The following is a 12687-nucleotide window of genomic DNA, read 5'->3' as shown; positions in this document are numbered from 1 at the left end:
TCCCGGAGAGGGCCCCGCCCGGCACGGCTCGCCCCGGCACGGCTCCGGCCGGGGCGTCGCCGCCCCGGACCGGGTGCTGCTGCGCTTGCTCAGGCGGCGACGCACTGGGCAGCCAGCGTCTGCTGCTGTTGGGTGCTCAGGGTGGAGGAGGCCGACGGGTTGGGGTTGGCGGCCGGGGCGGACGCGGACGGCTTGGGGCTCGCGCCGGCGCTCGGGCTCGCGCTCGCGCCGGGCGTGCTGCCGGTGCCGGCGGCCTTGGCCGCCTTGCAGACGTTCGCCTGGGTCTGCAGCTGGGCCAGCTGGCTCTGCGCGTCGTTGAGGCTGGCGGTGGTGATGGTGTTCTTCACATGGGTCTGGTCGATCGGCGGCAGATCGCTCAGCTGGACCGCCGAGGCCTGGTAGACCTTGGACAGCTTGAGGCCGGCCAGGTTCTGGTTGACGCCCTTGTAGATCGCCACGGTCGACCCGTCGGCGCCGATGAAGTACTGGGTCTGGGTCCAGCGGTAGCCGAAGTAGCCGGCGCTGGCGATCAGCGCCAGCACCACCAGTGCGACCACGGTCGGCACCGCCCAGCGCCTGCGGCCGGTGCGCTCCCGGCGGCGGCTGCGGCGGCTCCCCTCCTCGGGCAGGTAGTCCTGCTCGTCCTGGGCGTACTCGTCGGTGCGCTCGTCGTAGTCGGCGTCCTGGTACCCGCCCTCGGCGGAGCCGTCGTAGCCGGGCTCGGCGACGGCCACGCCGCCGGGCTGCTGCTGGCGGCCGAGCGAGGCGGCGCGGGCGGCCGGGGTGTTCGCCATGGTGTGGTGGCTGATGGTCGGCGGACCGTCGGCGACCGCGCCCACCACCACCGGGGTGTCGGTGAAGTGGCCGGCCATGGTGTCGCCGTCGGTGACGTCCAGGACGTCGGCGACCACGCAGGTGATGTTGTCGGGGCCGCCGCCGCGCAGCGCCAGCTGGATCAGCTCGGCGACGGTCTGCTCGGGGGCGTAGTAGCTGCCGAGGGTCTCTTCCAGGGTCTGGTGGCTGACCACGCCGGAGAGGCCGTCGGAGCAGATCAGATAGCGGTCCCCGGCCCGCACCTCACGGATCGACAGGTCGGACTCGACCTCGCCGGTCCCCATCAGCGCGCGCATGATCAGCGAGCGCTGCGGGTGGGTGCTGGCCTCCTCCTCGGTGATCCGGCCCTCGTCCACCAGCCGCTGCACCCAGGTGTGGTCCTGGGTGATCTGCGACAGCGAGCCGTCGCGGAGCAGGTAGGCGCGGGAGTCGCCGATGTGGATCAGACCGGCCCGCTGGCCGTCCCAGAGCAGCGCGGTGAGCGTGGTGCCCATGCCCTCCAGCGCGGGGTCGCCCTCGACGAGCAGCCGCAGCCGTTCGTTGGCGCGGTCGGCGGCCTGGCTCAGTGCGGTCAGCGGGTCGGTGCCCGGCACGTCCTCGTCCAGCTCGACCATGGTGGAGAGGACCTCGGAGGAGGCCACCTCGCCGGCCGCCTGGCCGCCCATGCCGTCGGCCACGGCGAGCAGCCGCGGACCGGCGTAGCCGGAGTCCTCGTTGCCCTCCCGGATCATGCCCTTGTGCGACCCGGCGGCGAAGCGCAGCACGAGGCTCATGTGCCGTCCGCCCCCTTCCCTCGGTCCCCTGCGCGATGCCCCGGTGCAGCGTGCGTTGATGCATCGTACGGTGCGCGGCGCCGCCTGTCCGGGCGCGGGTGCGTCCGACCGCTGCCTTCACTGCCCGGGTGGGGGACGGGGGGCTGGTGCCCATGCCTCATGCGTGACTACTTCCGCAGCTCGATGACGGTCCTGCCGATGCGGATGGCCGCTCCCGGCTGGAGCGGGGTGGGGCTGGTCAGCCGGGTCCGGTCCAGATAGGTGCCGTTGGTGGACTGCAGGTCCTCGACGATCCACTGGCCGGTCTGGTCGGGGTAGATCCGGGCGTGGCGCGAGGACGCGTAGTCGTCGTCCAGGACGATGGTCGAGTCGTGGGCCCGGCCGAGCGTGATGGTCTGGCCCTGGAGCGCGACGGTGGTGCCCGCCAGCGATCCCTGCACGACCACCAGCTGGGTGGGGCCGCCGCGGCGCGGCCTGCCGTTGCCCTGGGTCTGCTGGCCGCGCGCCTCGCGCTGCTGCGGGGGCTGCTGACGGCCTGTCGGCACCGCCCCGGCGCCGTTGCGGCGCCCGGCCGCGGCGGTCCGCTGGACCACCTTGGTGCCGAACAGGTCGCTGCGGATGACCTGCACCGCGACGATGACGAACAGCCACAGGACTGCGAGGAATCCCAGTCTCATGACGGTGAGGGTCAGTTCTGACATGTGCCCCGCGTCACCCTTCGGCTTGCCGGTAGACGATGGTGGTGCTGCCCATGACGATCCGTGAGCCGTCGCGCAGCGTAGCGCGCTGGGTGTGCTGTCCGTCGACCACGATGCCGTTGGTGGAGCCGAGGTCGAGCACCATCGAGGGCGAACCGATCCGGATCTCGGCGTGCTTGCGGGAGGTCCCGGGGTCGTCGATCCGGATGTCGGCCTCGGTGCTGCGGCCCAGGACGACCACGGGGGTGGTCACCTGGTGCCGGTCGCCGTTGATCTCCAGCCAGCGCCTGGTCACGGCGCCGGCGCCGTAGCCGCTGCCGGGCAGCGGCCGGACGTTGTTGTCGCCGGCCTCGGGGCGGTGGGCCGGCGGCGGCGGGGATCCGGGCTGCACCGCGGGGAAGGCGGGGGCGGTCGGCGGCAGCGGGGGCACCTGCGGCTGCCAGGCCTCGGCCTGCCGTCCCCCGTAGGTCTGGCCGGCCCCGGGCTGGGCGCCGTACGCGGGCGGCTGCGGCCGGGCCGGGGGCTGCTGGTACTGCTGGGCGTAGGGGTCGGCGGCCGGGGACTGGGCCTCGGGGGCCGACTCGATCCGGCTGCGGACCCGGTACAGGCCGGTGTCCAGGTCCGCCGCCTGCTCCAGGGCGACCTTGAGCGGGCCCATGAAGGAGTAGCGCTGCGCCTGGGCGTACTCGCGGACCATACCGGCCAGTTCCCCGCCGAGCTGAGCGGCGTAGGGGCTGAGCCGCTCGTAGTCGTGGGTGCTGAGCTCCACGATGAAGTCGTTGGGGACGACCGTGCGGTCGCGGTTCCAGATGCTGGCGTTGTTGTCGCACTCGCGCTGCAGCGCTCCGGCGATCTCCACGGGCTGCACTTCGGACTTGAACACCTTGGCGAAGGCGCCGTTGACGAATCCCTCGAGTCGTTGCTCGAACTTCTTCAGGGCTCCCACGGGGCACCCCCTTCCATCGGGCGTTCTCGGTCCGCCGCGCGGGCGCGCGGCGGCAGCATGCTTGTCGTCCTACTGATCGTATCTACGCCCGGGACCGGCGTGCGGTTCCTCCGCGCAGAGCAGTGGCCACGTGGGGTCGGTCACGGCAGGACGGCAGGCGATGCGGTGTGTAGCTGTATGAAGAATGCCATTGCCAGGGTCCGACCGGTACGAGTCGGGGCGTCCAGGCTGAGACGTACCCGCAGTCGGGCGTGGTCATCCTTTGATCACCCGTTCGGCTTGGGCCGCACGGGGTCCCGGGCCGCCGCGGCCGGGGTAATGGGTGGGCAGGAGCACCCCTCCGACGTGCTAATGTTCTTCTTGTCGAAAGGCGCTGCCGCAGCAAGCAGAGGCGGTAGGGGCCGACGGCGACACTCACTGCGCGAGTGGCGGAATGGCAGACGCGCTGGCTTCAGGTGCCAGTGTCCGAAAGGGCGTGGGGGTTCAAATCCCCCCTCGCGCACATTGGTCCCGCAGACCTCAGGGTCTGCGGGACTTCTTGTTTCCCGGCCGGCCCGGCCCGGCCCGCCGGCCCGGGAGGCCCGGAGGATTGTAGGAGCGCAGCGCTCCGGTCACCACCGGGCCGGGCGGACGGCCGGTCAGCGGCGGGTGCCGCAGTCGGGGCAGAAGGCGGCGCCCTCGGGGACCTCGGCGTTGCAGGAGGTGCAGTGGTCGGGCTGGGCGAGCCGGTGGCCGCAGCCCGGGCAGAAGCGGGCGCCGTGGGTCTCGGTGCTGCACTGGGGGCAGACCAGTTGGCGGCGCCGGGTGGTGTCGAAGGAGGAGGCCTGGGCGGCGCCGGTCTCGTAGGCCTGCTGGGAGACCGCGTCGTTGAGGCCGCGCTGCTGGGCGGCCAGGGCCTCGGCGGCGGTGTCCGGGGCGCAGGTGAGGCACAGGCCCTGGGCGGCGTTCCAGCAGCGGGCGCAGACATAGGTGGTGCAGCGGCCGCAGCGGTTGAAGTGGTTCTTCGCGGTGTCGACGGCCTGTTGGAAGGCGGCGTCCTTGGCCGGGCCCCAGTTGGCGCCGACCATCCCGCCCAGCGCGCTGCTGGCCTCGCTGCCGGCGCGGCCGAACGCCCCCCAGGCGCTGCCCACCACCCGGTCCGCCCAGCCGGCCATCCGGCCGCTGGTGTAGGGCTGGAAGGCCGAGCGCCAGGTGTCGTGGCACCGGTTGCAGGAGAACTCGAACTGGAAACCTGACCCGGTGCCCTGTTGTTCGCACAGGTCGCGGTAGTTGTTGCTGAAGTAGATCTCGTTGCTCATGGAGCTTCCCCCCACACCCTGCCGTGCCCGATCGGATCCCCCGCAGGCACAGATTGGCACAACGGCACGGCGGACGGCACGGGAGCACGGATGATCCGTTCGGAACCGTTATGTCCGCCGTGCCGGTGCACGGTTGAGGGTGGGTCAGCCGGGGCCGCGGAGCCCGCGAGGGGCCGGTCTCAGCGGTCGGCGACCAGGGTGCCGCCGATGGCCCAGTTCTCCGGCGGCAGTTCGTCGATGGTGACCCAGACCGCCTCCGGCCTGACGCCGGTGGCCCGGACGAAGGCGTCGGTGAGCTCGCGGGCGATGGCGCGCTTCTGCTCCTCGCTGCGTCCGGCGAGCTGCTTGACCTGGATGAGCGGCACGGTGCTGGCTCCTGGGGGATTCGAGGATGGGTCGGCCGGCCGGCTACGACCGGGCCGGTTCGGCGGTCCGGACCTCATCCTCGCCGACGGAGCGCAGCACCGGACCGGCGGGGGAGCCGCCGCTCCGTCCGGGCAGGAAGGCGGCCAGCAGCAGGCCGATCAGCACCGCGCCGACCGCGATCGCGAAGGAGGCCCGGAACCCGGCCAGGTCCGGCGCGGGCTGTCCGGCGAAGGGCTTGGTCATATGGGCCAGCACCATGCCGATGACGGCGCTGGAGACGGAGGTGCCGATGGAGCGCATCAGGGTGTTCAGGCCGTTGGCGGCGCCGGTCTCGGAGGGGTCGACCGCACCGATGATCAGGGCGGGCAGCGCGGAGTAGGCGAAGCCGATGCCGGCCCCGATCACGGTGGTGATGATCAGCACCTGCCAGACCGCGCCCATCAGGCCGAGCCCGGCCGCGTACCCGGCGGCGATCACGGCCATGCCCAGCAGCAGCGAGGTCTTGGGTCCGCGGGCGGCGGTGATCCGCGCCGAGAGCGGCGAGACCAGCATCATCGCCACGCCCATCGGGGCCATGCACAGACCGGCGACCACCATGGACTGGCCGAGCCCGTAGCCGCTGGCCCTGGGCAGTTCCAGCAGTTGGGGCAGGACCAGCGACATCGCGTAGAAGGAGACGCCGATGGTGATGGAGGCCAGGTTGGTCAGCAGCACCTGGCGGCGCGCGGTGGTGCGCAGGTCGACCAGCGGGTCGGCGATCCGCAGCTCCATCCAGCCCCAGAGCAGCAGGATGACGACGGCGGCGGCGAACAGGCCGAGGGTGGTGGTGCTGCCCCAGCCCCAGTCGCCGCCCTTGGTGATCGGGAGCAGCAGGGCGACCAGTCCGGCCGAGAGGCCCACCGCGCCGAGGGTGTCGAAGCGGCCGGGGGCGCGCAGCTCGGACTCCGGGACGGTGGCCAGGACCAGGGCTATGGAGACCAGGCCGAGTCCGGCGGCGGCGAAGAACAGCACATGCCAGTCGAAGTGTTCGGCGACCAGCGCGGCGCCCGGCAGGCCGAGTGCGCCGCCGATGCCTATGGAGGAGCTCATCAGGCCCATCGCGGAGCCGAGCCGCTCGCGCGGGAGCTCGTCGCGCATGATGCTGATGCCCAGCGGGATGGCACCCATGGCGAAGCCCTGCAGGGCCCGGCCGACGACCATCGGGATCAGGCTGGAGGTGAATCCGGCCACCAGCGACCCGAGCACCATCAGGGCCAGGCTGACCAGCAGCATCCTCCGCTTGCCGTAGAGGTCGCCGAGCCGGCCCATGATCGGGGTGGCCACGGCTCCGGCGAGCAGGGTGGCGGTCAGCACCCAGGTCGCGTTGGAGGTGCTGGTGTGCAGCAGCGACGGCAGGTCCGCGATGACGGGGACCAGCAGGGTCTGCATGACGGCGACGACGATGCCCGCGAAGGCGAGGACGGCGACGATGCGGCCGGTGGGGGCCGCCACGGCGGGCGGTTCGGGTGTCGCGGGCGTCATGCAGGGGCCTCCGGGGCGCGGGGGGATCATGGATACGTGGATGGTAAATGCAACCTGCACCCCGCTTATTCCCGCACCCGGGAACAGCGCCGGCCCGTGCACCGCGCCTCACGGCGGGGTGCACGGGCCGGCGCCGGGTTCAGACGGTGTGCTCCGAGGCCGGATCCAGGGCGGCGCCGCCGCCGCGCGCGGCCGCGAACGAGGCCGGTGCGGTGACCTTGCCCAGGGCGCTGGGCCACCAGAGCCGCCGGTCCAGGTCCATGGTGAGCGCGGTGACCAGCACCGAGCGGACCACCAGGGTGTCCAGCAGCACGCCCAGGCAGACCGCGAAGCCGATCTCGGCGAAGCCCACCACCGGAAGCGTCCCCAGCACGCCGAAGGTGCTGGCCAGGATGAGCCCGGCGGAGGTGATCACGCCGCCGGTCGCGGCAAGGCCGGCCAGTGCGCCGCCGCGGGTGCCGCGGTGGAAGGACTCCTCCCTGACCCGGGTCATCAGGAAGATGTTGTAGTCGATGCCCAGGGCCACCAGGAAGACGAACACGAACAGCGGGAAGGAGCTGTCCTCGCCCTGGAAGTGGAACAGGTGGGCGAAGGAGAACGAGCTGACGCCCAGGGCCGCGGCGAAGGACAGCACCACCGTCCCGATCAGCAGCAGCGGCGCCACCACCGCCCGCAGCAGCAGTGCCAGGATCAGCAGCACCACCAGCAGCACGATCGGGATGATCAGGTAGTCGTCGTGCCGGGAAGCCCGCTGGGTGTCCAGCTGCACCGCGGTGTTCCCGCCGACCTTGGCCTGCGCGCCCGGTACGGCGTGCTCGGCGGCCCTGACCCGGTCCACGGTGGCCTGGGCGGCCTTGCTGTCGGGCGCCGACGACAGCGTTCCGGTGAGATAGGCGAAACCGCCCTTGGTCAGCGGCGGGGTGGTCGAGGCGATGCCCGGGACCCCGGCCAGCACCGACTGCGCCTGCGCCGCCCCGGCCGCCGTGGTGATCACCACCACCGGCGACCCCGCGCCGGCCGGGAAGTGCTGGGCCAGTACGGTCTCGCCGACCACCGAGTCGGGCTTGCCGGTGAACGACCCCGCCGTGGAGAGACCGTCGGCCTTGAGGCTGAACAGGCCGAGCGCCAGCGCGCCCAGGGCCAGCGTGGTGCCGATCCACACCAGCCGGGGACGGCGCGAGATGCCGCCGCCGACCTTGGCCCAGATGCCGCTCTCGGTCGGCTCGGCGGTGCCGAAGGACGGCTTGACCGGCCAGAAGATCCAGCGTCCGCAGATCACCAGCAGGGCCGGCAGCAGGGTCACCATGGCGGCCAGCGCCACCGCGATGCCGATGGCGCAGACCGGGCCGAGGCCGCTGGTGGAGTTCATCCGGGCGAACAGCAGGCAGAGCATGCTGACCGCGACGGTCGCGGCGCTGGCGATGATCGCGGGTCCGGCCCGGTGCATGGCCTCGGCCATCGCCTCGTGCCGGTCCTCGTGCCGGCGCAGCTCCTCGCGGTAGCGGGCGACCAGCAGCAGCGCGTAGTCGGTGCCCGCGCCGATGACCAGCACCACCAGGATGCCGCCGCTCTGCGCGTTGACGGTCAGTCCGGCGTGCTTGACCAGCAGGTAGATGACGGCCTCGGCGGCGGTCAGCGCCAGTCCCGAGGACATCAGCGGCAGCAGCCACAGGGTCGGGCTGCGGTAGGTGAGCAGCAGCAGGATCACCACCACGCCCAGGGTCGCGTAGAGCAGGGTGCCGTCGATCCCGGCGAAGGCCTTGCTCTGGTCGGCGCCGATCCCGCCGGGCCCGGTGATGTGCACGGCCAGGCCGGGGTCGCCGGCGGTGGCGACGGCGCGCATCCGGTCCACGGCCGGGGTGAGGTTGTTCCAGCCGCCGGTGGTCATGTCGACCGGAACCACGGTCTGCAGGGCCTTGCCGTCCTGGGCCACGACCGGGCCGGTGATCTGACCCTTGACGTGCGGGGCGGAGGCGAACGCGGTGGCGTCGGCGGCGGCCTTGGCCCGGTCGGCGGCGGTGATGCCGGAGTCGCGGACGTACAGGACGACGGTCGGCGCGCTCTGGGTGCTGGTGAAGGCGCCTTCCAGGTTGAGCACCTTGGTCGACTCGGCGCTGCCGGGCAGCCAGCTCGACGCCTGGTTGTCCTCGGCGCCGGTGAGCTTGCCGGCCAGCGGTGCGAGCACGAGCAGCAGGATGATCCATGCGGCCAGGACGACCCACTTGCTCCGTCGTCCGCAGGGCAGGGCGGCTAGCCGCCGGGCGAGGTTCATTTGTTGTATCCCCCAATTAAACGCGATACATCGCGAGTTGTGGGCTCCACGATGTGGCGTCGGCGCGGGCGGTGTCAAGCACCGCAGGTCCGAGGGGGCGTCACCACTCCGGTCGGGCGGCGGTGTTCAGGTATGGGCGTTGTAGAGAGCGAGATAGGACGCGAAACGTTCCAGGTCGTCGTCCGGCCAGTCGGCGAGGCGGCTCAGGAAGGCCTGGTGCCGCCGCTCGCGCACATCGGCCAGCAGTTGCTCCCCGGCCGCCGAGGGGCGGATGATCTGACCGCGCAGGTCCTCCGGGTCGGCGGTGCGCTCGACCAGGCCGAGCTTGTCCAGGGCGGCGATCTGCCTGCTGACGGTGGACTTGTCCAGCAGGAAGTGCGCGGCCAGGTCGGTGCCCCGGCAGCCGCCGCGTTCATGCAGGTGGTCCAGCAGGGTGTAGGTGACCAGGGTCAGCCCGGGGTGGATCTGCGCCGTCACCGAGCGGGCGCGTCTGGCCACGGCGGTGAGCTCGCGCTGGATGGAGTCGATGGACTCGGAGCGGGCGGCGGTACGGGTGGGGGTGGGCATCGGCACTCCTTTGTTGGTTGCATAGTACAACCAAAGCAGGAGTTCCGCAGCGCCGGTTCTACTGCCCCCGGTGCGGCAGTGGAAGCTCGAACCAGACCACCTTGCCGACCGCCTTGCGGCTGGTCCCCCAGCGCGCCGACAGATGGCTGACCAGGCTCAGGCCGCGGCCGTCCTCGTCCAGCGCCTCGGAGGGCTCCAGCGACGGCAGGTTGTGGTCGTCGTCGCTGACCTCGACCAGCAGCTTGCCGACCCGCATCAGCTGCAGCTCGACCCGGTCCTTGGCCACCCGCAACGCATTGGTCACCAACTCGCTGACCAGCAGCTCCGCCGTCTCGCTCAGCTCCTGCAGGCCCCACTGCGCCAGCTGTCCCCGCACCATCAGCCGCGCCCGGCGCACCTCGGTGGAGTCCAGCTGCAGGGACCAGGAGATCACGTCCTGCGGCGGGATGCCGTCGAAACGGGCGATCAGCAGGGCCAGGTCGTCGCTGCGGTCGTCGGTGTGCAGCCGCTCCAGCACCGTGTCGCAGACCTCGTCCGGGCTGCGCCGGGGGTCGACGATGTCGCCGCAGAGCGCGGCCAGCCCGTCCCCTATATCGCCGCCCCGCATCTCCACCAGGCCGTCGGTGCACAGCACCAGCATGCTGCCGTCGGCGACCTTGATCTCCCGGGAGGCGAACGGCACCCCGCCCACCCCGATCGGCGCGCCGGAGGGGATCTCCAGCAGCTCGCCGCGCCCGTCCGGATGGACCAGCACCGGGGGCACGTGCCCGGCGCTGGCCAGCGTGCAGGTGCGGGCGATCGGGTCGTAGACGGCGTAGAGGCAGGTGGCCAGGTGGTCGTCGCCGAGCCGCTGGGAGAGGTTGTCCAGATGCCGCAGGATCTGGCCCGGTGGCAGGTCCAGCGCGGCCAGGGTCTGCATCGCGGTGCGGAAGCGGCCCATCGCCACCGCCGAGTGCAGGCCGTGGCCCATCACGTCGCCGACCACCAGCGCCACCCGGCTGCCCGGCAGCTGCACCGCGTCGAACCAGTCGCCGCCGACCTCGGCCCGGCGGTCGCCGGGGATGTAGCGGTGCGCGATCAGCACCCCAGGGATCCTCGGCGGACGGTTCGGCAGCATGCTGCGCTGCAGCGTCAGCGCCGTCTTGGCCTCCATCCGGTGCAGCCTGGCGTTGTCGATCGACAGCGCGGCGCGGGCGGCCAGCTCGCGCAGGTAGGCGGCGTCGGTCTCGTCGAACGGCGGCTGGTCGGCATTGCGCAGCAGAGTCAGGATGCCCAGCACGGTGCCGCGCGCCGCCAGCGGCAGCACCAGCATCGAGCGGCCCGCGAACAGCGGTGCCAGCAGCCCGGAGCCCCGCCCAGCCGCGCACTCCTCGGCGACGGCCGGTTCGACCACCGGCACCAGCACCGGCTGGTTGCTCTGCAGCGCCAGACCGGAGGGGGTGGTCCGGGACAGCGAGAACAGGGTGCCCTCGTGCACCTGGTGCTCCCAGCCGGCCAGCGACTCGCTGAAGGCCCGGGCCACCCGGCGCAGTTGGGTCTCGTCGTCCGGGCGGTCGCGCGGCAGCTCGGTGTCGACGATCAGCCGGTCGCGCAGGTCGACGCAGGCGAAGTCGGCGATGCCGGGGACCACCACCTGGCACAGCTCATGGACCGTCACATCCAGGTCCAGGGTGGTGCCGATGCGGGCGCCGGCGTGGCTCAGCAGCCGCAGCTGCTCATTGCCGGGGTCGGCGGCGGGCAGCGGGACCGGGGTGGTGCCGTCGTCGGCGAGGCCGGCCGGGAGCAGCAGCGTCGGCACCGTCGGTGGACCGCTGAAGGGGCCCTCCTCGGTGCCGGGGCGGCGCAGCCGGACACCGGTGGGCTTCTTCTTCTTCTTCTCCTCCGCCTGCTGCCCGCGGAGCTTGCCGTCGCGGGCCCGGTCGTCGCGGGGCTGGTCGCCGCGGGGCTGCGGGAACTCGCGGAGCCGTACGGTGCGGGTGTCCTCCTCGTGCCAGTCGAGGGTGGTGAAGGTCGAGGCGGGGTGGTCGTCGGTGAACTCCTGGGCCAGCACCGGCAGCCGCAGCGTGCCGTCCACCAGCAGCGCGGGCGCGCCGCCGGCCACGATCTGGCCGATCAGCCGCTGCCGCCGGTCCGGCCCGGTCCGGGGAAGCATCGCGGTCAGCCGCTCGGCGGTGCGGGCCGAGTCGGCGGCGCCGACCGGCGCGCACCTGGTCGGCGCCACCCGCAGACCGCCGGACCCGGTGGCGGTCGTGGCCGCGTAGGGCAGCAGTTGGTCGCCGAGGGCGATCCGGGGGCCGGAGGCCCGCAGCGGCCTGGCGTCGGCTGCCAGCACCAGCAGGCTGCGCCCGGCCGGTTCGATCAGCCGGTAGGCCCAGCACAGGATGTCGACGGTGCGTCCGTCGCGGTCGGTCACCTGCAGGTCGCCGGACCAGGACGGGCTGTAGCAGGTGAGGTCGTCCAGCCGGTCCAGGGCGTTGCCCAGGCGGCCGGTGCTCGCGGAGGCCGCCGGGGCGGTCCTGGCCAGCGGGAGCAGCCCGGAGGCGGACCGGTCGAACACGTCGTCGCGGCGGTGGCCGAAGACCTCCTCCGCCGCGCGGCTCCAGTGGCACACCCGCCCGTCCGGATCGATCATCAACGAGGCGAGCCGCACCACGGCGACGACGCCGGGGGGCGCGGGGCGCGACGGGTCGGGGGGCGCGGGAGAGTCTGGGGGCGCGGGAGAGTCGGAGGGCACGCGGGAGTCGGGGGCGGAGTCGTTCAGGGCGTCCTTGCGCCGCCCTCGCTCAGTAGCCGCGAAGGTCTCTTCCGCCATATTCACCCTCTCAAGCACTAGCCGCCGTACTGTTCTGCCGTCCGGCACCTACTGGGATACCCAGGCAAGCATGAAACCTGCCTCTGCTGCCTGACATCGGGGAACATTTAGCTCGGCCAGTGGTGCACGCGGGCTCGCACGCCCTAGTGTGCGCCCTTGGCCCGAACCCGGGGACAGTAGGGTGACGGGGCTGGCCCGCGGGACAAACAACAAGCAGTGAGGTTGCGAGATGGCTGCCGACAGTCCGGTCCGCTGGATCGATCCGGAGGAGCAGCGGCTGGAGGAGCAGATCGCGCGGACGGAGGCCCGCTGGGTCGACGCCGAGGTCGAGGTCGAGACCCTGCGGGTGGAGCTGGACAACTTCGCCCTGGTCCACCACCAGCGGCTGGGCCCCATGTACGTGCGGCTGGACGAGCTGGACGCGCTGATCGCCGAGGCCACCGCGGCCCGGACCGGCGACCCCGAGGACATCCGGCGGGCCTTCGAGGCGCGCAACGTGGTCGAGCCGATGCCGGACCTGGAGGCCTTCTTCGCCGAGGCGGACGCGGCGGCGGCCCGGGCGGACTCCGCCGAGGGCGGCGAGCGCGGCGGCGGCGGCGA

At 72.6% G+C, this 12687-nt stretch carries 9 protein-coding genes, 1 tRNA gene and 1 pseudogene; 2 read left to right on the top strand and 9 right to left on the bottom strand.

The features are described from left to right. Window positions 1–89: 89 nt before the first annotated feature. From TR46_RS31605 to TR46_RS31595, 3 genes are all read right to left on the bottom strand, one after another. A complete protein-coding gene (locus TR46_RS31605) occupies window positions 90–1607 on the bottom strand; it encodes a PP2C family protein-serine/threonine phosphatase (protein ID WP_042408524.1) in 1518 nt (505 codons plus the stop codon). 167 nt (window positions 1608–1774) lie between these two features. Next, window positions 1775–2308 (bottom strand): FHA domain-containing protein FhaB/FipA, encoded by a 534-nt coding sequence (locus tag TR46_RS31600; RefSeq protein ID WP_042408523.1) that lies wholly within the window; start codon window positions 2306–2308, stop codon window positions 1775–1777. Window positions 2309–2318: 10 nt separating this feature from the next. Then, window positions 2319–3251, bottom strand: a complete 933-nt coding sequence (locus TR46_RS31595; protein ID WP_042408521.1) for a DUF3662 and FHA domain-containing protein — start codon at window positions 3249–3251, stop codon at window positions 2319–2321. Window positions 3252–3670: 419 nt separating this feature from the next. On the opposite strand from TR46_RS31595, the gene TR46_RS31590 reads away from it, so the two are divergent. Then, window positions 3671–3753: transfer RNA gene (locus TR46_RS31590), tRNA-Leu, on the top strand. A gap of 136 nt (window positions 3754–3889) precedes the next feature. Here TR46_RS31590 and TR46_RS31585 read toward each other — a convergent pair. The 6 genes from TR46_RS31585 to TR46_RS31560 form a co-directional block, all read right to left on the bottom strand. Beyond that, complete coding sequence (locus TR46_RS31585) at window positions 3890–4549, bottom strand: zinc ribbon domain-containing protein (protein ID WP_042408520.1); 660 nt, start codon at window positions 4547–4549, stop codon at window positions 3890–3892. 179 nt (window positions 4550–4728) lie between these two features. Next, window positions 4729–4914 (bottom strand): 2-hydroxymuconate tautomerase, encoded by a 186-nt coding sequence (thmT, locus tag TR46_RS31580; protein ID WP_042408514.1) that lies wholly within the window; start codon window positions 4912–4914, stop codon window positions 4729–4731. Window positions 4915–4957: 43 nt separating this feature from the next. After that, a complete protein-coding gene (locus TR46_RS31575) occupies window positions 4958–6436 on the bottom strand; it encodes an MFS transporter (protein ID WP_152626793.1) in 1479 nt (492 codons plus the stop codon). Between the two features lie 139 nt (window positions 6437–6575). Next, entirely contained in the window at window positions 6576–8708 is a 2133-nt protein-coding gene (locus TR46_RS31570; RefSeq protein WP_042408511.1) for an MMPL family transporter, read from the bottom strand. Between the two features lie 126 nt (window positions 8709–8834). After that, entirely contained in the window at window positions 8835–9275 is a 441-nt protein-coding gene (locus TR46_RS31565) for a MarR family winged helix-turn-helix transcriptional regulator (protein WP_042408508.1), read from the bottom strand. A gap of 58 nt (window positions 9276–9333) precedes the next feature. Next, window positions 9334–12087: an ATP-binding SpoIIE family protein phosphatase gene (locus tag TR46_RS31560; protein ID WP_236655605.1), complete on the bottom strand. Its 2754-nt coding sequence runs from the start codon at window positions 12085–12087 to the stop codon at window positions 9334–9336. Between the two features lie 229 nt (window positions 12088–12316). On the opposite strand from TR46_RS31560, the pseudogene TR46_RS44720 reads away from it, so the two are divergent. Then, window positions 12317–12687 (top strand): annotated as a pseudogene (locus tag TR46_RS44720) (hypothetical protein); the annotation flags it as partial.

Origin of the sequence: Streptacidiphilus carbonis (assembly GCF_000787775.1) — a bacterium.
Taxonomy (GTDB): domain Bacteria; phylum Actinomycetota; class Actinomycetes; order Streptomycetales; family Streptomycetaceae; genus Streptacidiphilus; species Streptacidiphilus carbonis.
The sequence above is the reverse complement of the archived record's forward strand: the minus strand, read 5'-3'. Positions and strand labels throughout refer to the sequence as shown.

Bases quoted from the DNA above. Each gene is read 5' to 3' on its own strand.
- TR46_RS31605 (WP_042408524.1), bottom strand. From the start codon at position 1,607: ATGAGCCTCGTGCTGCGCTTCGCCGCCGGGTCGCACAAGGGCATGATC.
- TR46_RS31600 (WP_042408523.1), bottom strand. From the start codon at position 2,308: ATGTCAGAACTGACCCTCACCGTCATGAGACTGGGATTCCTCGCAGTC.
- TR46_RS31585 (WP_042408520.1), bottom strand. From the start codon at position 4,549: ATGAGCAACGAGATCTACTTCAGCAACAACTACCGCGACCTGTGCGAA.
- TR46_RS31575 (WP_152626793.1), bottom strand. From the start codon at position 6,436: ATGACGCCCGCGACACCCGAACCGCCCGCCGTGGCGGCCCCCACCGGC.
- TR46_RS31570 (WP_042408511.1), bottom strand. From the start codon at position 8,708: ATGAACCTCGCCCGGCGGCTAGCCGCCCTGCCCTGCGGACGACGGAGC.
- TR46_RS31565 (WP_042408508.1), bottom strand. From the start codon at position 9,275: ATGCCCACCCCCACCCGTACCGCCGCCCGCTCCGAGTCCATCGACTCC.
- TR46_RS31560 (WP_236655605.1), bottom strand. From the start codon at position 12,087: ATGGCGGAAGAGACCTTCGCGGCTACTGAGCGAGGGCGGCGCAAGGAC.